Raw genomic sequence first — 26,070 nt, forward strand, 5'->3', positions numbered from 1 at the left:
CTTAAATAATTTCCATTTTACGAAGTAAGAAAGAGGCATTCATATTTTGGCATACCCCATCTTTAAATCTATAATCAAAATACAATTCATCATTTACAATTTCAGCATCAAAATAATGATTTGCCACCTGCGGAATCTCATCCTCAAGTTCACATAAACTTAAATCATGTGTAGCAATAATACCCGTAGCATTTGCCTTTACCAATTTCTCTACAAACTTTCTAGATCCAATTGCCTTATCGGTACTATTTGTACCTTTTAATATTTCGTCTAGTATAATAAAATAGGCATCGTCCTGTAAAGCATCTACAATGTATTTAAGACGCGTTAACTCTGAAAAGAAGTAAGAGCTATCATCATTCAACGAATCGCTTGTACGCATACTTGTAATAAGTTTTACAGGGGTATATTTACTAGACACTGCACATACCGGCAACCCTAAATTAGCCATTACAATATGTAAAGATACCGTACGTAGAAAAGTACTCTTACCCGCCATATTAGCCCCGGTAACAATAAAAAATTGACGATTATCAATACTTAAGTTATTGTCTACTCGTTTTTCAGGATTTAACAACGGATGCCCCAACCCTTCTGCATGTATACATTTAGCATCATTAGTAAGTACGGGGTATACATACGCTTCATGGTTAAACGCAAAGTTACCTAGAGTGTTATAGGCATCAAACCAGGCTACCACTTCAAACCAATCTGAAACCTTTGCCCCGTATTGTTGCATCCACTTTTCAATACGGTAACTATTTCTAAGATCCATTAGAAAGAAACCATTTCCAAAAATGGCCCCCAGCATATTGTTTCTACTGTCAAGGGCATCTAACAATTTAGAAAAATCTTTAAAAATGGTAGACGCCAGCTTTTCAGATTCTTTTATAGCTGCTTGTTTACGCTTTAAAAGTTCACAAGAAAAGGACTCTTCTTCTATCGCCTTTAACAGTACCGAATATTGCTTAAAAGTATCTCTTGCCTTTTCTGTATTAGCAGCAAGTGCAGTAACCTTTTTAAGATATGCAGCCGTACTAAATAATCCTACCGCTAAAACATACCCCATAGCATCCATAGGTATTACCCCCATAAGTACCAACACAAAAGCAATAACCGTAACAGCAGACAACCCATAAGCGGCATACAAAAAAAATGGTTTTGTAAAATGTGTATGCAATTTTAACCAACCTAATATTTCTTTATTAGGGGTCTCGGTTTTGATAAGTGTAGAAGCTGCGGTAAAAGACTGTCTAAATTTAGTTTTACTTGCTAATTCCTGTATCACAGCTTGCTTCTTATCTATATCGGTAATACTATTTTCGGTAAGTAAATGAGCAAAGTAATCTGTTCCTTCTTTTAAACCGGTTCGGTTGATGTATTGAAAAAAAGAACCTTTACCAAACAAATCTATATCTAAGCTATAAAAATGTGTTGGGTTTACATAAGCTTCTCCAGCTGGCTCATTAGAGTAGTTACCCTTACCTATTTCTATTTCTCTTTGGTTAAGCGCTAAAAGTGCCTTTACAAAGTTTCTATGATCTTTTAAATCGGTATATCTTGATATTAAAAACAGAAATGCCGCAGTACCAAGCACACCACATACTAAAGCCACTTGCCAACTATTCCAAAACAAATAAACTAACAGCACCGTAAGCAAGAAAACCGATAGCCTGAACATACTAAAGTACCATAATCGTTTTTTTAGTACCGCTACCTCAGTAGTAAAAACATCTATTTGCTTGGTATAAAATTGTGTCGATTTTTTCATGTATAACAATTAATACGGAAAAATACTAAAAACAAACACTACAAAAAACAAAAAACCCTTAAGCTTTTGCTTAAGGGTTTTGTTATATATAATTCGGTTTTAAAACCTAGCTAATTCTTAGAAGCTATATTTTACAGAAAAGTTCCAAGTTGTTCCAGGTCCGTAAAAGATACCATAACTATCTTTTTGGCTCACATATTTTCTGTCGAATAAGTTAAATACGTTAGCTCTAAAAATTAAGTTATCATTTCCTATAGCCCAGTTGTAACTAGCACCTAAATCAACTAAACCAAAATCGTTTAATTTTTCTGGCTCTACAGAAGAAGTAGCAGTACCACCATCTGTTTCTTGGTAAATATTTCCAACAAAGTTAAAGTTACTGTTTACACTTAATTTGTTTAAAATAATATCATAAGAAGCACCTAAACCTCCAGTTAATTGAGGAGCACCACCTACACGTGTACCAGATAAATCAACTTCACCTTCAGCCTCTAAAGCATTGTTATTATCGGTATTGATAGTTGTAAAAGGAGTTGTTCCTTCATATCTATACTCACCGAATGTAAAATAACCATTTAATTTAAGAGCTAAAGTAGGAGTATATTTCATATCTAACTCTAAACCTTTGTGTCTTTGAGTAATGTTAGTAAATCTAGTTAAAATAGACTCACCACCTGCATTTTGACCACCAGAAGTATCAAATCTATTAGACCACTCTGTATAGAAAGCATTAAGGTTTAAAGAGAAATCTTGAGTACCAAAACGGTAACCAGCCTCTAAACCAATAATTTCTTCATTATCCGTTCCATTTTCAGCTTCAGCTGTATAATCATCATAAGATGGGAATACATTATCTAAATAAGGTTGTCTAGAATAGAACCCTGCATTAAAGAACACTTTATTGTTTTCAACAAAAGTATAAGAAGCTCCCCCCTTAACGTTATAACCAATTTTACTTACAGTAGAACCTTCTACGTTAGTAGCAAAATTTGTTCTATCTTCTCTTTTATAAGATTGATTAGATACTGCACCTTGAACAAAAACAGAGAATACATCATTTGCATATTCAGCTTGTCCAAAAACACCTTGATAGTTTAAGTTTTCAGAGTAATCGTAAGCAACTCTTTCTCCCTCGTCTGCAAAATCAAATAATGAAGACCATGGATCTGCATCAAAAGTAGCAGTAACAATATCTCCATCATACTGAACGATATCACCAACTTGTCTACCAGTTAATCCTAATAAATCAACTAACTGACGGAAGTGATCTCCTTTATAAAAACGTACATCAGCACCAACATTCACAGTAAAATTCTCAGAGAATTCTTTTTCGTAGTTAGTTACTAAACCATACCAAGCGTGGTTATTCATAGAAGCTCTTAAAACAGTACCATTGTATGCTGAAGAAATACCACCTGCAACTGTTGGGTTATAATCATTTACAATATAATCCCAGTCAACTAAACCATCAGCTGTATAAGCTCCAGATGGAGTAGAATTAATACCATTATCAATATATCCAGGTCCGTTACCTAAAGTACCTGTTCCACCACCTCTACCAACAGAAGCATAAACAACAGTTGAAAGACTAGATGTATCATTAATATCCCAGTCCCAGTTTAAGTTCATAACTGGCTTATGATAGAAGTTCTTTCTAATTGTTAAGAACTCACCATTTAAATAACCATAGTTACTGTTATACTTTCTTCCATATGTTTCGTAAAGAGAAGCATCTTTAGTATAGTTCTGACCGTGAGACTGAGGAGCACCAACAACCATAAAGTTAAATTTGTGATCTCCTGCTAATTTACCAACAGAGAAGAAGTAGTTTTGTCCTTCACCTTGAGTACCAGCAGCCCAATCTCTATAACCTTGCCAGTGGTCAACCATGAATGAGAATCCCCATCCATTCTCGTTAACACCAGTATTGTAAGAAACAGTTCCTTTAAAGTAACTATCGTTACCAGTCATAAATCTAGCAAAACCACCTTTTTTAAGATCAGTTGCTTTTGTTACAATGTTTACAGTACCCCCTACAGAAGAAATAGCTAATTTAGAAGAACCTAAACCTCTTTGAACCTGAACTGCATTAGCAATATCTGCTAAACCAGACCAGTTAGACCAATACATATTTCCATCTTCCATTCCGTTAATTGGTTGCCCATTTAATAAGAATGCAGTGTTAGACTGATCAAAACCTCTTAAATACATTTGAGAATCTCCAAAACCTCCAGCTTGACTAGCTACATAAACGTTAGGAGTATTCTTCATAATCTCAGGAAATTCAACGTTACCTACACCTTGTGCTTGAATTTCTTCTGTTGTAATAGTAGAAACAGCAATAGGAGTTTTTCTATCGTCCTCTAAATCGATAACCCCTTTACCAATTACTACAACACCTTCTAATTCTTCAGCATCAGCTGATAAGGCAATTGTACCAACATTTTCAGTAGTACTAGAGAAAGAAACCTCTTTAGTAATAAAACCTACGTAAGAAATTGTTAAAACACCAGCAGAAGTAGCGTTAATTGTAAATTTACCGTCATAATCGGTAGTTGTACCATTTGAAGTTCCTTTAACAGAAACCGTAGCACCCGGCAACGCCAAACCGTCACCGTCAGTTACAGTACCTGTAACCTGAGAAAAACCTACTGCACCTATTAATAAAAAGGCAGCAGTTAGAATTAATTGTTTGATTGCTTTCATGTGTTATTAGTTTAATTAAGCGCAACAAAATTGTACTATTCTCACTTAACGTATATTAAGCGAATGTTAAATATTTTAACACAGTCAAAGATAATTGTTATAAACAAAAAATGCGGTTTTAAAACCGCATTTTTACACATGATATTTTATCAATATTTTAATTAATTCCCTTGAAAATCTTCAAAAGATTAACAGTAGAATTGTCATGTTCTGAAATCTCGTCTGAAGTTATATCTTTCAGTATACCAGAGGCTAACTGCTTACCAAGCTCTACTCCCCATTGGTCATAACTAAAAATATTCCATATAAATCCTTGTATGAAGATTCTATGCTCATACAGTGCAATTAAATTTCCTAAAGATTTTGGAGTTAATTTCTCACCTAGTATAGTTGTTGTAGGTCTATTACCTGTAAACATTTTAAAGTTTACAAGCGCCTCATATTCTTCTTTAGCTACCCCTTTTTCTTCAAACTCTGCAATTACTTGTTTCTTTGTTTTTCCGTTTAACAAAGCTTCCGTTTGTGCAAAAAAGTTTGCCATTAACTTATTGTGGTGATCTGTATCTCCGTGTAAGGATGCAATGTACCCAATAAAGTCTGTAGGGATTAATTTTGTACCCTGGTGAATTAATTGGAAGAATGCGTGCTGAGAATTAGTTCCTGGTTCTCCCCAAATAATAGTACCCGTTTGGTAATCTACAGGTTTTCCAGCTCTATCTACCCCCTTACCATTACTTTCCATAATACCTTGTTGTAAGTACGCAGAAAATCTTGATAAATATTGTGTGTAAGGAATGATAGCTTCACTTTCTGACCCGAAGAAATTGTTATACCATACCGTCAATAATCCTAAAATAACCGGCACATTCTCTTCAAATGGAGTAGTTTCAAAATGGCTATCCATTTCCATAGCACCTTCTAACATGCCATCAAAATGCTCATAACCTACTGCCAAACTAATAGAAAGTCCTACAGCACTCCATAAAGAGAAACGACCACCTACCCAGTCCCACATAGGGAACACATTTTCACTTGCTATACCAAATTCTGATACCTTTTCTAAGTTAGTAGATACCGCCACAAAGTGTTTTGCAACATCTGCTTGCGTACCATGCTTTAAGAACCAGTTTTTAATAGTAGTTGCATTACTAATAGTTTCTTGTGTAGTAAAAGTTTTAGAAACAATTACAAACAAAGTAGTCTCAGGGTCTAAAGTTGCAATGGTTTCATTTACATGATCGCCATCTACATTACTAACAAAGTGAACATTTAAGTGATTCTTATAGTACTTTAATGCCTCTACTACCATTGCAGGACCTAAATCTGACCCTCCAATACCAATATTTACCACATCTGTAAATGCTTTACCAGTGTACCCTTTAAACGCTCCATTAATTACTTTTTCAGAAAAGTCTTTAATCTTTCCTCTTACTTCATACACCTCAGGTACTACATTTATACCATCTACAAAAATTTCTGCGTCTTCTGGTGCTCGTAATGCTGTATGCAATACAGCTCTGTCTTCTGTTTTATTTATATGATCGCCCTCAAAATACTTTGTAATAGCTTCAGACAAACCAAGCTCGTTTGCTAACTCTAAAAGTAATTCAATAGTTTCTTCGGTTATTCTATTCTTAGAATAATCATAATAATAACCGCCTTGTTTTAATGTGAATTTTTCGGCTCTGTCAGCATCTTCCTTAAAAAGGTCTTTCATTTGAACCCCTTTAATTGACTCGTAGTGCTCTTGCAGTTTTTTCCAACTTTCTGTAGTAGTTGGGTTTGTTGTTTGTAGTGCCATAAAATAATTTTATAATTCTGTTACCAACTCTTCATCTACAAAATCATCATACGGAATAGCATCTAGTCTCTTCTTTAATGGTTTTATAGCTTTAAAGAATTCTTCTTTTAAATTTTCGTCTAACGGATCAGATGGTGGCAATACTTCTCTTAGCGGATCTACTTGTTTTCCGTTTTTCCAAAAACGATAACAAACGTGAGGTCCGGTTGCCAACCCTGTACTACCTACCAACCCAATAATGTCTCCTTGTTGTACGTATTGCCCTGGTTTTACCAAGCGCTTACTCATGTGCAAATATTGTGTTGTATAGGTATTATTGTGTTTTACTTTTACATAATTACCATTACCAGCGGTGTAGCTAGATTTTATAACGGTACCACTAGCAGTTACCCTAATTGGGGTACCTGTTGGCGCAGCATAATCTGTACCTTTATGCGCTTTCCATCTTTTTTGTACCGGGTGAAATCTTCTTGGAGAATAACGAGAGGTAATTCTAAAAATATCTAACGGAGCTTTTAAGAAAAAACGCTTCATCTCGTTAGCATCTTCATCATAATAGCCTCTAGCCCCTTTTTTCTTATCGGTTACAAAATCAAATGCATAAAACTCTTTCCCTCTATGCTCAAAAAGCGCCCCTTTAATTCTTCCGGAACCCGCATAAATGGTGTCATCTATAAATTTTTCGTCGTAGATAAGTTTAAATTTATCACCTTCTTGTAGTGTAAAAAAGTCAATTGTATAGTCAAAAACTCTGGCCATACGTTCCGCTACATCATACCCCATACCCGCTTCTAACATGGTTTGAGAAAGCGAGCTATTTTCTGTAATAACCCCAGAAACTTTTTTCTCTACAAACTTAACAGGTTTTCTATCTTTATATGTTATAATAGAATCTGTAAAATCTAACACTACATAATCTATACTATTAGGCTGATATATAAAACATTGTGCTGCTTGTAGCGAATCTTTAGAGCACAAGATAGTGTAAGGTTTCCCTATTTGTAATTTACGTATATCAAAAGTATCTCTAGCTTTATTAGCTATTTCATAAACCCTAGGGTAGCTAATATGGTTTCTAGCTAATAACTCACCAAAACTATCCCCAGATTTAATGGTATCTTTTATAACTACAAAGTCATTTAAGTCGTACCCAAACTCTACTACAGGTTGAATCTCTTTAATTTCTTTTACTTCTTCATTTTCTACTAATTCCTTGTCATTTTTAGGTTTCTCACTACATGCAAAAACACTCACCAAAACCCACACTAAAAGAAAAATTCGCTTCATTATCATTTACTATTTTTCAGGATTAAACATATGATCTACCCATTGTTTTCCCCAATCATTTTGTTCTTGTTCAGTCCAAAGTTCAGGAAAAAATATAACTTTTTGAAAACTTGGAGGCAAATAATTTCTCCAGTTAGTACCACCTGTAGCGGCAACCTCACCAACCTCTTTGCGTAAATACCTATATGCAGACCCCATGTGCATTAAAGGCCAATGAACGTTGGCACTCACATCTAAAGCACGCATCGCTGAAATTAATTTCTCATCAGCTTTCACCTCTTCTGGCAACTGCAAGTATTTTTGGTAAATAGAAGTATTTACCACCTCATTTGCTATACGCATAAAACGAGGGGTATAACGGTATTCAAATTGTTTCAGGGTTAACGTTTTTTCACCAGTTTTGGTATCTACAGCACCTTTTTTCCAATAAATATTTTCATACTGCTCTTCAAGATTTTCTGAAGTTGCAAATTGATCTCTTACAGTATGATGTATTAAATTTTTTAATGGGGTAGCATACAACTCAATCATTCGATATTGAGCCGACTGAAAACCACTTGCTGGCAATAACGACATACGGTATTGTAAAAACTGCTCTTTATCCATTCCATTGATCATAATTTCAAAAGAAGAGATAAGCGTTTTAAAATACGTATTTATTCTATTAACTTTTTTTATAAAAAAATCGGCATTCTGAAGTTTATCATCAATAATTTGTTTTTGCTCATGAATGATAAGCTTAAAATACAATTCGGTAATTTGATGATACATGATGAATATCTCCTCATCCGGAAAGTGAGTTCTAGGTATTTGTAAACTCAACAAAGTATCAAGATGTATATAATCCCAATAGGTTAAATATCTTTGGTGCAAAAGCCCATCTAAGTAAGAGCCTAAATCTTGCCCCGAGTTTTTATATTTTTCTTCAAGTTTTTTAACTCTTTCCGCAATTTCGGAATCTATGTTCATCAGTCAAAATTAATTTTAAATTGGTTTTTCAACCCTTTGTAAGCATCCAAATCTGCTTTAAGAGAACCCACTCTTAAATCGGCTTGAATTCTCAAAGGAATTTTATTATCGTCATTAGACACCCACAAAGTTAAACTTTCTTTTTCTTTAAACACTCTTCCAGACTGAACATATGGTCTAAATTTTAAACATTCAACCTTTCCAAACTTTGTCTTTAACTCTTCTTTGCCTAAAAACTTCAATTTAAACTTAAAAACCTCATCATCATCATATAACATATCAATCTCTATATAATCATCTACTTTTAAATGATCTCTATCTACATTGTTTCTCAAATAATAAAATCCAGAGATAAGATCTTGAACATCTTTAGTAAAATCTATATAAGTAGTTTTATCATTTTTATGGTCTAAAACTTCAGCTTTGTCTTTCTCATAGTCAAAATTAATCTCCATATCTTTGGTATAGCCACCCTCATCAATTTTTCTAATAAACTTATACGGTTTATTAGAAAACTTATCAAAATAGCTCTCATAGGTATCTTCAACCTTAAAAAACCAACTAGCTAGTCCGGTTGTTTCGCCATACCCTACTGCATGGTACATCCATTTACCATTAAGATAGGCATCCTTTAATTCTAACGTAGCATAACTAGCATTAAAAATTCCGTAGTGTATTCTAAATTTAAACCACTCACCCGCCTTATAAGAATTGCCTTGAGCGTTTACCTCTGCAACTCCAATAATAGCAAATAAAACAAGTAATTTTAAAATCTTCTTTTTCATATTTTTTGACTGATTGTGCTGTAAAAATAGCAAATTGATTAATATTTATCTTTTTACAGAACGTTATATTACAATTACTATACCGAAATAGTTTTCATTGAACAATCACAACTAAATAACCAGTAAAGGTATTGTATTTGTAATTCAAATTAATTGCTTTTTAGATGTAATGCTCCTTTTTAAGTTTAATTCTTAAAACAGCATTCCTACTCACTACATAAATACAAAAAAGCAAAATCTTACAGGATTAAGATACTGTTAAAATATATCCTCATTTATAAGTATTTTTCAATTATCACAGCATCAAAATTGAAATAATCACTATATTTACAACGATTTAACACTAAAAATTGCAAAGATATGACCCATAAAAACCGCTAATTTGAACATTTATATCTTTTCCCCTACCTTATTAAAAATACCTTTGTTTAACTTTTAATATTGAGTTTTAGCTCATTTTTATTAGACCCATAAGTTCTTATAAAGAACTATCCCCTCCCCCTTATCTTATTCCATAAACTTAATTTAAAAATTGAGGAAGCTCTCTGTAGCCTTTTTCAATACAACCAAATATTACACAACTTAATTATAAACTTTAAAAAAATTATGGAAACGAACGAATACCTAGGTATGGTAAAACTTTTTGCTGGAAACTATGCTCCGCTTAACTGGAGTTTTTGCAATGGAGCTTTATTAGAAATTAGTAAATATCAAGCTTTATTCTCTGTAATAGGAAATTTTTACGGCGGGGACGGAAGAACCACTTTTGCACTACCAGATTTAAGAAGTAGAGTTCCCGTAGGTATGGGAGCTTCGCCAGGACATATTAATTATGAATTGGGTCAGTTAGGCGGAAATGAAACTACCTACTTAACCACCAGCAATTTACCAGCACATACACATAATGCGCATTTGATGATTAGTAATGAAAACGCAAACTTGCGAACACCAGATGCTTCAGGCGTTTCATCATTAGCTGTTAACGGCGAATTAAACGGAAGAGAATTCGCTCCATTTCTTAATTATATAAACGAAAGTCCAAACACTCCACTAAATAGTACTTCTGTAGTTAATGGCAGTACCGGAGGAAATGCACCTTTTGACATAAGACAGCCTTATGTAGCCTTAAACTATATTATTTGTATTGATGGGCTATACCCCCCTAGATCTTAATTATCTACTATGATAAATATACATTTTTTATACCAACAGTAACTACAGCACTCTTAGGAGTGCTTTGTCTGTTTAAACACTAAAAATGAAGCTTTTAAAACACTTGAGATCAATCTTTTAAAATAATTCTATGAAACACATTTATTTTCTATGCAGTTTACTGCTGCTATTCCAGATATCTTGGGGACAAGTTTATCAGGAAAATTTTGAAGATGAGAGTTTAGGCTCTGCATCGTTTACAAGCAATGGCCAAATATTTAATATTACTAGCCAAGCGCAAGGACCTTTTGATATTTTCTTATTTTCAGGAGGAGGGTACAATGGTACTACTAGTGACAATAAATTTATTGATAATACGGGAGGTACCGCTGCTAATGTACCTGTTCAATTCACCATATCAGCAAATAGTGGAGCTACCTTTACTTTAAAAGGCTTATACATATTTTTATCTAGATACAATTTGGTTTTCCCTTCCTCAGGATCAACCTGTACAATTACAGGTAAGCTTGCCGGAAGCACGCAATTCACTGCTACTAAAAGTTCAGGATTTGTTACTTCATTTACTGTCAACAATGGATTTACATATTTTGATATGTCTTCGGTTGGCGGTTCAGATAATTCTAACACCACTATTGATGAGTTTGTAATTACTACCACGGGTAATTTTGAATATGTTGCCGTAGATGCCATGAGTTGGTCTCCAGCAACACCTGCCTGTAGTTTGTCTGCATCTGTAACTTCACAAACCAACGTTGCATGTAATGGCAATAATACGGGCGCTATAACAGCCACAGCTAGTGGCGGTACTGGCCCATACACATATTCATGGAGCAACGGATCAACAACATCAAACACTTCTAGTACATTTAATACCATAGGAGCCTTATCAGCAGGAACGTATTCTGTTACAATTCAAGATGCAAATGGATGTACAGCTACAACTTCTACTACTATTACGGAGCCTTCAGCAATTGTTTTAACAGCTGCTTCGCAAACCAATATTTTATGTAATGGTGATTTTTCTGGAGCTGCTTCTGTAAACGGTGCCACCGGTGGTACTGCACCTTACAGCTATGATTGGTCAGGCACTCCTACTGGAGACGGAACTTCTTCTGTTTCTGGATTATACGCAGGAACTTGGACATGTACAGTAACCGATGCAAACGGATGTACTGCCTCTCAAAGTTTTACCATCACAGAACCTGCAGCGTTTTCTATAAACTCTACAGTTACCGATGTTACTTGTAATGGTGGTAGTGATGGAGCGGTTGCTATAACCATTACAGGCGGAGCCACCCCATACAGTTATTTATGGAATAACTTAGCCACAACACCTAGTTTATCAGGATTAATTGCAGGCAATTATAGCCTTACAGTAACCGACGCAAACGGTTGTATGGAAACCGAATTTTTTACGGTTAACGAACCCGCCGCAATTTCTGCTAACGCAACAACTACAAATGTATCTTGTTTTAGCAACAATGATGGCGCTATAGATATTCTACCTTTAGGTGGTGTTGCGCCTTACAGTTTCGCATGGAGTAATGGTGCTACTACGGAAGATATTTTTAATATTACAGCAGGTAACTACACTGTAGATATCATTGATGGGAACGGATGTATACAATCATTTTCATACACCATAACCCAACCTTCTCAATTGACAGCTACGGCTATTGCAACCAACCCTGGCTGTTCTGATAACGATGGTAGTATTACAGCAAGTGTTTCTGGAGGTACTGCTCCTTATACTTATTTATGGAGTAATACCGCTACCACTGCAAGTATTACAGGATTAACCACAGGTACATATATGGTAACCGTTACAGATGCTCAAGGTTGTTCTACCACAGCTAACGCTACCATAACAGCGCCATTAGTAAGCGCAAACATATCTGCATATACAAACAACTGTGGAACCGAAAATAACGGATCGGCAACAGTTACTGCTACAGGTGGGTCTACGCCTTATACTTATTTATGGAGTAACGGAACCACCACTGCTACCGCATCTAATTTAGCACCTGGAACATACACTGTTACAGTAACAAATAATGAAGGTTGTTCAGACACTGCTTCAATTACTATTATCACAAATCCTGCTCCGGTTATAAATGCACCTTCAGATATTACAGTTTGTGAAGACGAAATTGTTAATTACACGATCTCGTCAGATCCAATGCCAGACGCAGCGTCAACGTTTATAACACAAAACACAAGTGACACACCATTACCTGGCTACGGAATATCATGTTCTACAGGACCAAATTCATATTTTAGAGTTTTTAACCTTTCAACATTAGGATATTCTAATGGCTTACTACTAGACACGGTACATTTTGCAGTTGAACAATCAGCAGCGCAAAATATCACAGTAAGTGCATACACGCTATCAGGTTCGTTTACTTTAAGTAACTTAACACTTTTAGCGTCTGATGTAGTTCCTATTACTTCTGCATCATTAGCTAATTATAGTGCCGATATGGGAGGTATAACCGTACCTGGAAACACCATATTAGTTTTAGGTATTTCTTCTAATCCAGGTACTGGGTTTTATCCAGGAGCAAATGACGGAGGTGAAACTGGAGATTCTTACATTTTAGCATCTGACTGTGGGGTAAATGATCCTGTATCCTATAGTAGCATAGGCTTTACTAATAATCATTTAATTTTAAACTTTGATAGTAGAATATTAAATGAGCCTTTACTAACATTAGAAGCTGGTTTACCTTCGGGCAGTGTTTTCCCAGTAGGAACCACCACAGTATCTTATAGCGCTACCAGTGTTTTAGGATGTACCTCATACGAAAGCTTTACTGTAAATGTAACAAGTACAGCAACACCTACGGTAACTTCTCCTCAAGAAATATGTACTAATGGAGGTATCACCGTAGCTGAACTTACAGCTACCGGAACCAACATACAATGGTATGCAGACAGCACTACACCAACTCCTTTAAACCCTACAGATACACTGATTTCTGGCACTTATTATGTAACCCAGACAGAAAATGGTTGTGAGAGCGACCGTGTTGCGGTAACAGTGATCTTAAACAATAGTATTACCTTAACAACATCACAAACAAATGTGAGCTGTTATAATCAAAACGATGGTAGTGCTACTGTAACACCTACAACGGGCACACCTCCTTACACCTATTTATGGTCTAATGGAGCTACAACAGCTACCATTGCAGGAGTGCCAGCTGGCACTTATAATGTTACGGTATCAGATACTAACGGATGTTCTAGTACTACATCTGTTACAATTACGCAACCCGCTGAAATTAATGTTAACATTACTGCACAAACCAATGTAAGCTGTAATGGAGACACTACAGGAAGTGCAACAGTAACGGCAAGTAATGGAACGGCTCCTTATACGTATGCATGGTCTAACGGTGCTACCAATGCAACCAATACTAACTTAGCAGCAGGAGTTTATACTGTAAACGTTACTGATGCTAACGGATGTAGTTCTACAGCTACCGTTACTATTACAGAACCGGCACCTATTTCAATAGCTGCTACGGTAAATAGCAATGTTTCTTGCAACGGACTTACTGATGGTAGCGCTACAGTCAACGCTACTGGAGGTGTTGGCCCTTATAGTTATGCATGGTCTAATGGGGCTACAACAGCCACTATAACCGGAGTTGCAGCAGGTACATATACTGTTTTTGTTACCGATATGAACGGATGTACAAACTCAGACACAGTTACTATTACAGAGCCTAATGCTATTGCCACTTTAATAACCGTGAATACACCTATCGCTTGTAATGGCGATACAAATGGTGAAGTTACAATTGTTGCTTCTAACGGAACTGCACCTTACTCCTTTGCTTGGTCTAACGGTGCTACAACAAATACTATAACCAATTTAGCAGCAGGAACCTATTCGGTTAATGTTACAGATGCTAATGGTTGTACTACTTCAGACGCGGTTACTATTACAGAGCCTACTGTTTTAACAGCATCTGCAACTGCAAACACTATGGTTTCTTGCAATGGCGCTGCTGACGGAAGTGCTACTGCTACCGCAAACGGAGGTACTGCACCTTACACTTATGCATGGTCTAACGGTGCCACTACTGCTAGTATTGCAGGAGTTGCGGCAGGTACTTATACTGTAAATATTACAGATGCCAATGGATGTTCAGATAGCACTACAGTAACTATTACAGAGCCGGCACCTATTATAATAACTACTACAGTTAACAACAACGTTTCTTGTAACGGATCTACAGATGGTAGCGCTACGGCTAATGCAACTAGCGGTTTAGCACCTTACACCTATTTGTGGTCTAATGGGGCTACAACAGCCACTATAACCGGAGTTGCAGCAGGTACATATACTGTTTTTGTTACCGATGCTAACGGATGTACAAACTCAGACACAGTTACTATTACAGAGCCCAATGCTATTGCCACTTTAATAACCGTGAATACACCTATTGCTTGTAATGGCGATACAAATGGTGAAGTTACAATTGTTGCTAATAACGGAACTGCACCTTACTCCTTTGCTTGGTCTAACGGTGCCACAACAAACACTATAACCGGAGTTGCAGCAGGTACATATACTGTTCTTGTTACAGATGCTAACGGTTGTACTGTTTCAGACGCAGTTACCATTACAGAGCCTACTGTTTTAACAGCATCTGCAACTGCAAACACTATGGTTTCTTGTAACGGAAATAATGACGGAAGTGCTACTGCTACCGCAAACGGAGGTACTGCACCATACACTTATGCATGGTCTAACGGTGCCACTACGGCTACAAACACTAATTTAGCAGCAGGAACCTATAACGTAACTATTACAGACGCTAACGGATGTACAACCTCAGCTACAGTAATAATAACAGAACCTACGGCTATTACTACATCTATTTCAGGAACTATGGCTTCTTGTAATGGTGGTATGGACGGAAGCGCATCAGTTACTGCAAATGGTGGTACAGCACCATATACTTACGCATGGTCTAATGGTGATACCGCTGCCACTGCTACCAACTTAGCTGCAGGCACTTATTCTGTAGATGTTACAGACGCTAACGGATGTATAGCTTCCGAAACAATTGTAATTACAGAACCAACACCTATCACTACCTCAACGGCTACCACTATGGTATCATGTAATGGTGGTAATGATGGTAGTGCTACAGTCACAGTAAATGACGGTACTGCACCATATACTTACGCATGGTCTAACGGTGCTACAACGGCTACTATTACCGGAGTTGCAGCAGGAACTTATACGATTGATATTACAGATGCTAACGGATGTACAACTTCCGATACGGCAACCATAACAGAACCTTTACCACTTTCTACAACCATAACAGATGTACCTGTTTCTTGTAATGGTGGTACAGACGGTAGCGCTACAGCAGCGGTATCTGGTGGTACTGCTCCTTACACATACTTATGGTCTAATGGTGCTACAACTGCTACTATTGCAAACCTACTAGCAGGAATATATTCTGTTGATATTACCGATGCTAATGGTTGTATTACATCAGAAGCACTAATTATAACAGAACCTACTGTTCTAACAGCTAGTGCAAGTGCAGACATAATGGTTTCTTGTAACGGAGGTATGGATGGAAGCGCTACAGTTACTGCTACCGGAGGTACTGCACCATATACTTATGCATGGTCTAACGGAGATACCAATGCTACAGCTATGAATTTAGCTGCAGGAACATACACTGTAGATATTACCGATGCTAACGGTTGTACTACCGATGCAACAGTAATTATAACCGAACCTACTGCCCTTTCTGCTACTGCCACTGCAAACAATACTCCGCAGTGCTCTGAAAGTTTAGATGGTTCTGCTACTGCCATGGCAACCGGAGGAACAGCTCCTTACAGTTACCTATGGGATAATGGTGAAACTACAGATACGGCTATCAACCTATCAGTAGCTACACACACAGTAACAATTACTGATGCAAACGGATGTACTACTACCGCTACGGTAACCATTAACTTTAATGACACTACAGCACCAGTACCAGATGTAGCAAACTTACCTAACATTACAGCAGAATGTAGTGTTGTTGCTTCAGATGTTCCTACACCTACAGCAACCGATAATTGCGTGGGTACCATAACAGTTACTAATGATGCTACGTTCCCTATTACAACACAAGGAACTACCATTATCACTTGGACATATACTGATGTTAATGGCAACACCACTACGCAAACACAAAACGTAATAGTAGATGATGTTACGGCTCCTGTTCCTAATGTAACATCACTTCCAGATATTACAATGCAATGTGAAGTATTACCTAGTAACATACCGTTCCCATTAGCTACCGATAACTGCTCGGGTACTATAACTGCTACTACTAGTAGCCCGTTAAACTACACCACAGTAGGTAGTTATACAATTACTTGGGAGTATGATGATGCAAACGGTAATGTAAGCACACAAACACAAACGGTAACTGTTACTGAATCTGATTTGAGTGCTGTTACTTTTAACAACACCACATATACTTATAACGGAGCTGCACAGTACGCTACAGTGAATAACTTACCTGCCGGAGCAGGTGTTACTTACACTATTTTACCTGATACAGGTTTAAACAACGGAGCTATTGATGCCGGAACTTACACTGTAACCGCAGTAGTTTCTCCTGCACCAAACGCACCAAACTGTAGCCCTGTAACATTAACAGCTACGTTAATTATAGAGCAAGCTACACAGCAAATTATCTTTGATCCAATTCCTGTGAAGCATTTAGAGAATGATGTTGATTTCCAATTAACAGCTTATGCTACTTCAGGATTACCTGTGTACTACACCTATACATACACTGCAATAAATCCGCCAGCAACGGTAACTAGTGCAGGTTGGGTAGATATGCTTACCTCTGGTATTGTTCAAATTACGGCACACCAAGATGGTAATGCAAATTACTTGCCAGCACCTTCTGTAACCAGAGAACTTGAAATCATTAGTAGTGACTCTACTATTCATACCATAATTATTGATGGTGTGGTTTACGATAGTCCGGGAGAAAACATTTACTACTTAATGGAATGTAATAATACTGCCGATGAAATTTATATTTCTATTGAAACAGAAGCCAATGCTACAGTAGACCCTTCTCATGAGTTTACTATGAGCACACCGCAGCCTGGTATTTATGAGCAAGAGGTAACAGTAACATCTCAAGATGGAACTACTACACATACCTACTACATTGTAATTGAAAAAATGTTCCAATTCTTTGATATTGTTGAACAAAAATTTGATAACGTGTTATTAGCTAACAACAACCCTCAAAACAATGGAGGTTACCAGTTTGTAGCTTATGAGTGGTATGTAAACAATGAGTTAATTAGCACAGACCAATACTTTTCTGCCGGACCAACAAACAACGATTTATTAGATGAATCTGCGTTGTACTATTTACGTTTAACTACGGTTGACGGTGATGTATTACAAACCTGTGTTTCTACCATTACTTTAGAACATGATTATAGCATGTCCATTACTCCAAACCCGGTATGGTCCGGTAAGCAAATTACGGTAACGGTAGACTTCCCTATAGAAGAGCTAGACAACATGGAAATAGCCATATACGATTTATACGGTAAAAAGGTATTTACTACCCAAGCCTCTGATCGTATTAACATAGTACAGTTACCTGTTTCTATACAACCGGCTCCTTATTTAGTAAGATGCGTTACACCAAACCGCCAAAAAACCTTTAAAATCATTGTTCGATAAGTAATAGACCTTATAAATGTATCACATGAAATCATATAAATTATTTAACATAAGTATGTCAACCATATTCCTTACAGGAATATGGTTACTATGTTCCTGCTCAGTAAACGCTCAGGCACTAAGACCCGATTCGCAACACAAACATGAAGTAGCTGTTACTCTTGGCGGATTATATTCTTCATTAGAATACGATATTCCACAAACCGATAGTAGAGATGGTAGAGATATATCTTTAGGTTTAGAATACACTTATATGTTCTCAAAGAATTTTGGCTTCTCTACAGGAGCAGAATATCAAGGCTTTGGTGCCAAATCAACTACAGATTATTATACTGGCGCATACCAAACCACAGACTATGAACAAGAAAGTTTTGAGTTTAGATATACAGCACAAAATTTTGTAGAAGAGCAACAAGTTGGCTTTGTAAATATTCCTTTAATATTTACCTACCAAAACCAAGAACATGGATTCTATATTAAAGCAGGGGCTAAAATTGGACTTCCTATATACAGCAAGTACACCAATAGCTATAATCTAGAAACCAGTGGTTTTTATGAGCAGTACAATGTAGAGCTATTTGACCCTCAGTTTATGGGGTTTGGCTCTTTTAACGGTATTAGCAACGAGGGTAGTAATATTGATTTAAACACCAATTACATAGCTACTTTTGAATTGGGTGTAAAACAGCCTCTAAAAATTAAAAACCTATACGGAGGTGTTTACCTAGACTATGGTTTAACCGATATTAGAAAAGGAGATAATCATCCTGTAGAATACACATTAGAAAGTAATGGTGCTGGCTTTACAAGCAGTAGTATCTTAAATTCTAACATTTCAGGTGAAATTAAAACGTTAGCCTTCGGAATTAAAATTAGATATGCTTTTCTTAATTTCTAAGTAATCTACTCACATACTAAAATAAAAAACCCCGGATTATACATCCGGGGTTTTCTTTACCAACTAAAAACTCTTACTTATGAAAACTTTTACTATTAAGTTTACTAAAAAGGCACCACCCTTTTTAGCGGAGGCAAATATAGATAGGTAACCTAAAAAAAATACCTGTTTTTTTTACTTTAACTTTTTTAAGAATGCTTTGCTAACAAAAAATGAAATTCTTTAAATAAAACACATGTTTTTATTATTTTCTTAGAAAATAATGCAATATTAAAAACTGCTCTAAAATGGGGTTAACTACCTGAAATACAGAATAAAAACATTAACATTATGCTAAAACCAATACCCTACACTAAAAAACCAATTCCCCTCTCCTCTTTCAGGAGACCAAGTATACTTCATTTCTATTGGTCCCATAAAGGTTTCTAAACCATAACCCAGTGCATACCCAGAATATTCAGGCCATTCAAGCCACTCTTCGGTAAATATATCATACCCAACATTAGCTACATTATAGGAAAAATTAACATGATTTCTTCTTACAAATTCATAATCTAAAGTTCCTAAGGCTTTTATATAACTATTACCTCCTAAAGAACCAAAATCATATCCGTAGAACGGAATCATATTATTGATAAACTTATTACCATAACCGCCCAACAAAAAATCAAGCGTTCTCACCTCAGAATCTCCAAGACTAAACCCTCCTTCAAAATTTAAATTTAAAGCTAGTTTATCTGTAAAAAACGGATACGCAACCCCAAACTTACCGTTTGCCACGGTTATTTCATCAAATGTATCTGTATAGTCTGTAGAGAATAAATAAGTATGTACTCGCCCGTCAAATAAAATACCAGATTTAGGGAAGTACTTATTATCATAGGTATCTAACTTCATATAGCCAAATGCACTGTAATAATTGCTTCTATCAAAATAAGTTTTTGTACTCTCTCCATTAATAAGGTTCTCTGTTTCTAAAACATATCTAGAATGCTCAGCCCCTAAACCTATAACAAACTCTTCTCTAAAAACTGTTTGAATATATAATTGATTAACCAAATTAGCCACACTTAAATTAACCTTATTCAATTCAAAAGGAATTTCGTCTGTGTTAAATAAATTACCATCTACATCAAACCTAAAATAGTTGAATTTAGATCGAAACCCATAACTTGTATAAAATCCTTTATCTACGTAATACTCAAAATTATAACGGATATTATCACCAATAATAAAATCTAGTGCAGCCCTATCATCATCTTGTAATAAATTTTTACCGGTTACATTAATTAATGCAGAAGATTTATACAAATCGTCATAATGCACGCCTAAACGTAACAGCCATCTATCTTTATTTTCTTCAATATTTAAACTCAGCTTATAATTATCTCCCTCTACATGATGCAATTTATACTTTACAGCGTTAAAGTTATTAGTTGCCAACATGTTTCCAATACCATTATTTAAGTCTTCAAAACTAATTTTTTCACCGTTTCTAAATCGAAGTTTTCCTTTGATATAAGCTCTAGAATAGTGGTTATTACCATGCAACTCTATACCATCTATTATAATAGAATCGTTTACAATGCAACTTGGCCTTTTTTCGGTATGCTTTTGTTTAAGAGCAATCTCTTTTAAATCGGCATAACGTAAAAAAGCAGCCTTCTCACCCTGGTCTATAATTTCTGAACCTTCATCAAAAGATACCACCGTATAATCATCTATGTATGGGTGTATATATAAATCGGTTTTCTTTTGCTTTTCTTTCATATCGTGCACAGTTCGGTAATTGTTAATTTGCAACAACACCCTAACTGCTGAGTTCAACTCATCTACGGTTGCTAAATCATCTTGTACATCTATCCCTATTACCAAATCAACCCCCATACTTTTTACCTCATCAATTGGGTAGTTATTTACTACTCCTCCATCAATAAGTACTTTACCGTCTATTTCTACGGGTTGAAAAAGTGATGGAAATGCACCACTTGCCAAAATAGCTTCTGGGAGATATCCTTTATCCAACTTAACTGCTTCACCTGTTTCAATATCGGTAGCCATACAGAAAAATGGAATTGGCAACTCATTAAAGTTATTTATATCACTTACCGGAGAAAGTAACCTAGCAAGTAAATTGTATATATTTTGTCCTTTAGAAATTGATTTTGGGAACCCTACCTTAAAATCATTAAACGGCAAAGTAATAGCGTACCGTTCGGCATCTTCTTTTTCATAAAATGTTTTAGCAGATCGGGGTAATAAATCTTGAATAAGAATATCAAAGTCAGCAGCCTTAAAAATAGAGTCCATTTCATCTGGCGTATACCCAGATGCATACATAGCGCCAATAATAGCACCCATACTGGTACCACCAATATAATCTACCCTAACACCTGCCTTTTCTAACACTTTTAAAGCCCCAATGTGTGCAAACCCTTTGGCACCACCACCGCTAAGTACTAGCCCAACCTTTAAATCTTTTGGTATAGAATCTGTTTGAGCAGATAAGGTGGTTATAGATAAAATGCTAAAGAGCACTAATGGAAGATACTTTTTCATTCCGGAGCATTATTTGTATAAAAGTACACAATTAATGAAAATGCTCATAAACTTTTTTAGCTCTTGAAGCACCAACCACAGCTATTAGCTGTTCTAATGAAGCTTCTTTTACTCGTTTTACAGATTTAAAAGCTCTTAGCAGATCTTCAATTGTTTTTTCTCCAATACCAGAAATAGCCTCTAATTCTGAGTTAATGGCCGCCTTACTTCTTTTATTACGGTGAAAAGTAATACCAAATCTATGCGCCTCGTTACGCAAGTACTGAATTACTTTTAAAGATTCTGATTTCTTATCAAGGTATAACGGTATAGAATCTCCTGGATAGAATATTTCTTCCAATCGCTTTGCTATACCCACAATGGCTATTTTTCCTCGTAACCCTAATAAGTCTAAACTTTTTAAAGCAGAAGACAATTGCCCCTTACCACCATCTATAATAATTAATTGAGGCAAAGGCTCGCCTTCTTCCAACAAACGTTTATACCTTCTAAAAACCACCTCTTCCATAGATGCAAAATCGTCAGGACCTTCTACCGTTTTAATATTAAAATGGCGGTAATCTTTTTTACTTGGTTTTCCGTTTTTAAACACTACGCAAGCAGCCACAGGATTTGTACCCTGAATATTAGAGTTATCAAAACACTCTATATGGCGTGGCTCTACGCTTAAACGCAAATCTTTTTTCATTTGCGCCATAATTCTATTCACGTGCCTGTCGGGGTCGGTAACTTTTACCTGTTTAAAACGCTCTAACCTGTAAAATTTAGCATTACGCTCAGAGAGTTCTAACAATTTCTTTTTATCACCAAGCTTAGGTATGGTTATTCTAGCCATTTCACCAATAGCAACTTCAAAAGGCACTAATATCTCTTTAGATTGCGAGTGAAACCTATTTCTAATTTCTGCAATAGCAAGTGCCAACAACTCCTCATCAGTTTCATCTAACTTCTTTTTCATCTCTATGGTGTGTGAGCGAATAATAGAACCATATGATACTTGTAAAAAATTCACATAACCATAGCTTTCGTCAGATACGATAGAGAATACATCAACATCACTAATACGCGGATTTACCACCGTAGATTTTGCCTGATAATTCTCTAAAACCTCTATTTTCTCTTTTATCTTTTGAGCTTCTTCAAACTGCATATCGGCAGCTAACTCCTTCATTTGTTTTTTAAAATGTTGTAGCGAGTCTTTAAAGTTACCCTTAATAATCTCTCTAATAGCTTTTATCTGGTTATCATATTCCTGCACGGATTGGTAGCCTTCACAAGGTCCTTTGCAGTTACCTAAATGATACTCTAAGCACACCTTATATTTACCAGCATCAATTTTCTCTCTAGATAAATCGTAATTACAAGTTCTTAGCGGGTATAAACCTTTTATTAGGTCTAATAACACCCGTACCGTTTTAACACTGGTATAAGGCCCAAAGTACTCTGAACCATCTCTAATTACATTTCTGGTGGAAAAAACTCTTGGGAAACGTTCATTTTTAATACACAACCACGGATACGATTTATCGTCCTTTAGCATTACATTGTACCTAGGCTGGTATTTCTTAATCAAATTATTCTCTAATAGCAATGCATCGGTTTCGGTAGGTACTACGATATGCTTAATGTCTGCAATCTTTTTAACCAACACCCTTGTTTTACCATACTCATGGTTTTTATGAAAGTATGAAGAAACCCGCTTTTTAAGGTTTTTAGCCTTTCCTACGTATAAAATTTTTCCATCTTTATCGTAATACTGGTATACTCCCGGACTATCGGGTAGGGTATCTAACTGCAGTGCTATAGGTAATTTTGACATGCTACAAAATTAATAAATTCTGAAACCTTCTTTCTAAACTTATCTTAAACTAAGGCAAAACATACTTTATTAACAGCAAATTTTTAATTAAAATTTCACAGCTACTCATTTCAGTACATTGTTCTGTAGTATTTTAGCACTATCAATAGCTTTTTTATTAAAATTCCTCCAACCGGTCAAACCATCACATTTGGCTAACCCAAAAACTTAAAAACAATTGTTTTGAATAAATCAGACTTAAGAAAGAAATTTAAACTTCTTAGAGCTTCACTTACCATTACTGACATTGAAGACCTAAGCATTGCTATAGCAAATAATGTACTTACCCTACCAATATGGGACCATACTTACTATCATTTATTTATATCTATAGCAGAAAAAAAAGAAATAGACACCTCTTTTGTGCTTAGTGTTTTACAAGGAAAAGACAAAGAAGTAGTAGTAAGTAAAAGCAATTTGGATGACCATACTCTCACAAATTACTTGCTTACCGAAAACACCCGATTTGTAAAAAACAGTTTAAACATACCAGAGCCTGTAGATGGCATTGAAGTGCCTACCCCAAAAATTGATGTTGTTTTTGTTCCCTTATTAGCTTTTGATACCACCGGACAACGTATTGGATACGGCAAAGGATACTATGATAAGTTTTTAAGTGACTGCAAACCAGAAACACTTAAAATAGGGCTTTCCTTTTTTGAGGCTGAATCAAATTTTGATGATATTTATGAGTTTGACGTACCACTTGATTACTGTGTTACACCAACCAAAGTATACGACTTTACAAAAGCTTAAACAGCGTTTTCCTGAGACTCTTCTGCGTCTTTAGGAAATGCTTTTTTGTGAAATACCAATAATATAGCAACACCTACACTAATAGCAGAATCAGCTATGTTAAATACTGGATCAAAAAAGGTAAAGCGCTCACCTCCCATACCTGGTACCCAGTCTGGCAAAGTTGTATCGATTAACGGAAAGTGAAGCATATCTACAACTTTTCCATGAAATAAGGTTCCATACGGGTCTTCTGCAAACAATGTAGCTACTTGGTTATAGCTATGATCAAAGATAAGTCCATAAAAAACAGAGTCTATGATGTTACCAAAAGCACCTGCAAAAATAAGCGCTATTGATGCTAGTAAAACTGCAGGCTTTTTATCTTTTACACTTTCATAGAGCCAGTAGCCAATTCCTGAAATAGCAAACAACCTAAACACCGTTAAAATAAGCTTTCCTGTTTTATCTGAAATTGGTAATATATCGCTCAGTTTAGTACCCCAAGCAGCACCTTCATTTTCTACAAACTCTATTCTAAACCAACTAAAAACCTCCACGGCTTCATGCAATTTAAAGTTGGTTTTTATGTATATCTTAAAAATCTGATCTATAAGTAATACCGCAACTATTAGCAGTATTGATTTTTTTAAATTCATCTGTTCGTTTTTATTCCTAGAACCTTCTAAGCTCCAAGGCTCAAAAATAATAATTATTTCTTTGTATTAACGCTTATATTACCGTTAACCGTATGAATATTTAGCGTTGTAAGCTTTACCTCATTAGGCAAAACCTGTACCTTACCATAATCTGAAGCGGCCTTTACAATACCTTTGTAATTACCTGCTATCACACTACCATTAAAGGTTTCTATAGTAGCATTTCCCTCAAAGGCATCTAAAAAACAATCTCCTGTATTCATATACAACTGCAAGTTCTTGTAAGTTCCTGTAACATGAGAGGTTGTATTAGCTCCATTAACAATAACTACTTTATCCTTAGGCAGCACCAATTTCATTTTAACCGACAATACCTTATGCGCCGCCAACTTATCATCAAAAGATTCAAATACAGGACTATAATCTACACCAACAACAAGTTTATTCAAATCTATTTGTGTTGTTATAAACAAGCCTTCTTTGTATTCTCCATCAAAAAAAGCTTCTACAAAAACCTTATCGGTTGCACCTGTTGTTATGGTAAGATCAAAAACATGCGTAGTATTAATAGTAAACAAAGAAACCGAAGGCACCGCAATTTCTTTACTAATTATTTTTTGAGCAGACAATACCCCACACGCCATGCACACCACACAAAACCACACTGCTTTTATCATGGGCACAAGATATAAAAAAAGCGCCGTAAAGGCGCTTCTCTATTTATTTTTGCATTTTCTTAGCTTCGATGCTTAAAGTAGCATGCGGAACTAATTTCAAACGCTCTTTATTAATAAGTTTTCCAGTAACCCTACAAATTCCGTAGGTCTTGTTTTCAATTCTAATCAAAGCATTTTTTAAATCTCTGATGAATTTCTCTTGTCTCAAAGCCAATTGTGTATTCGCTTCTTTGCTCATGGTCTCAGACCCTTCTTCAAACGCTTTAAAGGTTGGTGAAGTGTCATCGGTACCATTGTTCCCGTCGTTCATATAAGCACTCTTAATAAGATCTAGCCCTTCTTGAGCTTTTTCTATTTTCGCTTGTATAACAACTCTAAACTCCTCAAGGTCTTTATCGGAGTACCTTACTTTCACATCATCTGTTTGCATAGG

At 35.8% G+C, this 26,070-nt stretch carries 15 protein-coding genes; 4 read left to right on the top strand and 11 right to left on the bottom strand.

Annotation, left to right across the window (positions count from 1 at the left end; translation table 11 throughout):
- Position 1: 1 nt before the first annotated feature.
- From Y10_RS15810 to Y10_RS15835, 6 genes are all read right to left on the bottom strand, one after another.
- Positions 2-1,771, bottom strand: a complete 1,770-nt coding sequence (locus tag Y10_RS15810; protein ID WP_281766388.1) for a MutS-related protein — start codon at positions 1,769-1,771, stop codon at positions 2-4.
- Positions 1,772-1,888: 117 nt separating this feature from the next.
- Positions 1,889-4,477 (bottom strand): TonB-dependent receptor, encoded by a 2,589-nt coding sequence (locus tag Y10_RS15815; protein ID WP_281766389.1) that lies wholly within the window; start codon positions 4,475-4,477, stop codon positions 1,889-1,891.
- Between the two features lie 157 nt (positions 4,478-4,634).
- Positions 4,635-6,278, bottom strand: coding sequence for a glucose-6-phosphate isomerase (pgi, locus tag Y10_RS15820; protein WP_281766390.1), 1,644 nt, complete (start codon positions 6,276-6,278; stop codon positions 4,635-4,637).
- Between the two features lie 9 nt (positions 6,279-6,287).
- A complete protein-coding gene (locus Y10_RS15825; protein WP_281766391.1) occupies positions 6,288-7,565 on the bottom strand; it encodes a M23 family metallopeptidase in 1,278 nt (425 codons plus the stop codon).
- A gap of 9 nt (positions 7,566-7,574) precedes the next feature.
- On the bottom strand, positions 7,575-8,534 hold the full coding sequence (locus Y10_RS15830; protein WP_281766392.1) for a tryptophan 2,3-dioxygenase family protein: 960 nt from the start codon (positions 8,532-8,534) through the stop codon (positions 7,575-7,577).
- Positions 8,534-9,319 (bottom strand): DUF3108 domain-containing protein, encoded by a 786-nt coding sequence (locus Y10_RS15835; protein WP_281766393.1) that lies wholly within the window; start codon positions 9,317-9,319, stop codon positions 8,534-8,536. Before Y10_RS15835 ends, Y10_RS15830 begins: the two co-directional genes overlap by 1 nt.
- Before the next feature lie 606 nt (positions 9,320-9,925).
- Between Y10_RS15835 and Y10_RS15840 the strand changes: the two genes are divergently transcribed.
- The 3 genes from Y10_RS15840 to Y10_RS15850 all read left to right on the top strand — a co-directional run bounded on the left by Y10_RS15840 (position 9,926) and on the right by Y10_RS15850 (position 19,149).
- Entirely contained in the window at positions 9,926-10,492 is a 567-nt protein-coding gene (locus tag Y10_RS15840) for a phage tail protein (RefSeq protein ID WP_281766394.1), read from the top strand.
- Between the two features lie 130 nt (positions 10,493-10,622).
- A complete protein-coding gene (locus Y10_RS15845) occupies positions 10,623-18,251 on the top strand; it encodes a T9SS type A sorting domain-containing protein (protein ID WP_281766395.1) in 7,629 nt (2,542 codons plus the stop codon).
- A 25-nt stretch (positions 18,252-18,276) separates the two neighbouring features.
- Positions 18,277-19,149: a hypothetical protein gene (locus tag Y10_RS15850; protein ID WP_281766396.1), complete on the top strand. Its 873-nt coding sequence runs from the start codon at positions 18,277-18,279 to the stop codon at positions 19,147-19,149.
- A 333-nt stretch (positions 19,150-19,482) separates the two neighbouring features.
- On the opposite strand, the gene Y10_RS15855 is transcribed toward Y10_RS15850, so the two are convergent.
- On the bottom strand, positions 19,483-21,708 hold the full coding sequence (locus tag Y10_RS15855) for a patatin-like phospholipase family protein (RefSeq protein WP_281766397.1): 2,226 nt from the start codon (positions 21,706-21,708) through the stop codon (positions 19,483-19,485).
- Between the two features lie 31 nt (positions 21,709-21,739).
- Positions 21,740-23,527 carry an excinuclease ABC subunit UvrC gene (gene uvrC / locus Y10_RS15860; RefSeq protein WP_281766398.1) on the bottom strand — a complete coding sequence of 596 codons (1,788 nt, stop codon included), beginning with the start codon at positions 23,525-23,527 and terminating at the stop codon, positions 21,740-21,742.
- A gap of 222 nt (positions 23,528-23,749) precedes the next feature.
- Here uvrC and Y10_RS15865 point away from each other — a divergent pair, with 222 nt between their 5' ends.
- Entirely contained in the window at positions 23,750-24,322 is a 573-nt protein-coding gene (locus Y10_RS15865; RefSeq protein WP_281766399.1) for a 5-formyltetrahydrofolate cyclo-ligase, read from the top strand.
- Here the strand turns inward: Y10_RS15865 and Y10_RS15870 are convergent.
- The 3 genes from Y10_RS15870 to Y10_RS15880 are packed head-to-tail and all read right to left on the bottom strand — an operon-like array spanning position 24,319 to position 26,067.
- Positions 24,319-24,960 (bottom strand): lipoprotein signal peptidase, encoded by a 642-nt coding sequence (locus tag Y10_RS15870; RefSeq protein ID WP_281766400.1) that lies wholly within the window; start codon positions 24,958-24,960, stop codon positions 24,319-24,321. The two genes, Y10_RS15865 and Y10_RS15870, sit on opposite strands and share 4 nt — an antisense overlap.
- 53 nt (positions 24,961-25,013) lie before the next feature.
- Positions 25,014-25,637, bottom strand: coding sequence for a hypothetical protein (locus Y10_RS15875; RefSeq protein ID WP_281766401.1), 624 nt, complete (start codon positions 25,635-25,637; stop codon positions 25,014-25,016).
- 43 nt (positions 25,638-25,680) lie between these two features.
- Positions 25,681-26,067: a TraR/DksA family transcriptional regulator gene (locus tag Y10_RS15880; protein ID WP_281766402.1), complete on the bottom strand. Its 387-nt coding sequence runs from the start codon at positions 26,065-26,067 to the stop codon at positions 25,681-25,683.
- Positions 26,068-26,070: the final 3 nt, after the last annotated feature.

The organism is Neptunitalea lumnitzerae, from assembly GCF_027924185.1.
In the GTDB taxonomy this organism is placed as follows: Bacteria; Bacteroidota; Bacteroidia; order Flavobacteriales; family Flavobacteriaceae; genus Neptunitalea; species Neptunitalea lumnitzerae.

Coding starts and splice junctions, on each gene's coding strand:
- Y10_RS15810 (WP_281766388.1), bottom strand. CDS start 1,771: ATGAAAAAATCGACACAATTTTATACCAAGCAAATAGATGTTTTTACT.
- Y10_RS15815 (WP_281766389.1), bottom strand. CDS start 4,477: ATGAAAGCAATCAAACAATTAATTCTAACTGCTGCCTTTTTATTAATA.
- pgi (WP_281766390.1), bottom strand. CDS start 6,278: ATGGCACTACAAACAACAAACCCAACTACTACAGAAAGTTGGAAAAAA.
- Y10_RS15825 (WP_281766391.1), bottom strand. CDS start 7,565: ATGAAGCGAATTTTTCTTTTAGTGTGGGTTTTGGTGAGTGTTTTTGCA.
- Y10_RS15830 (WP_281766392.1), bottom strand. CDS start 8,534: ATGAACATAGATTCCGAAATTGCGGAAAGAGTTAAAAAACTTGAAGAA.
- Y10_RS15835 (WP_281766393.1), bottom strand. CDS start 9,319: ATGAAAAAGAAGATTTTAAAATTACTTGTTTTATTTGCTATTATTGGA.
- Y10_RS15840 (WP_281766394.1), top strand. CDS start 9,926: ATGGAAACGAACGAATACCTAGGTATGGTAAAACTTTTTGCTGGAAAC.
- Y10_RS15845 (WP_281766395.1), top strand. CDS start 10,623: ATGAAACACATTTATTTTCTATGCAGTTTACTGCTGCTATTCCAGATA.
- Y10_RS15850 (WP_281766396.1), top strand. CDS start 18,277: ATGAAATCATATAAATTATTTAACATAAGTATGTCAACCATATTCCTT.
- Y10_RS15855 (WP_281766397.1), bottom strand. CDS start 21,708: ATGAAAAAGTATCTTCCATTAGTGCTCTTTAGCATTTTATCTATAACC.
- uvrC (WP_281766398.1), bottom strand. CDS start 23,527: ATGTCAAAATTACCTATAGCACTGCAGTTAGATACCCTACCCGATAGT.
- Y10_RS15870 (WP_281766400.1), bottom strand. CDS start 24,960: ATGAATTTAAAAAAATCAATACTGCTAATAGTTGCGGTATTACTTATA.
- Y10_RS15875 (WP_281766401.1), bottom strand. CDS start 25,637: ATGATAAAAGCAGTGTGGTTTTGTGTGGTGTGCATGGCGTGTGGGGTA.
- Y10_RS15880 (WP_281766402.1), bottom strand. CDS start 26,067: ATGCAAACAGATGATGTGAAAGTAAGGTACTCCGATAAAGACCTTGAG.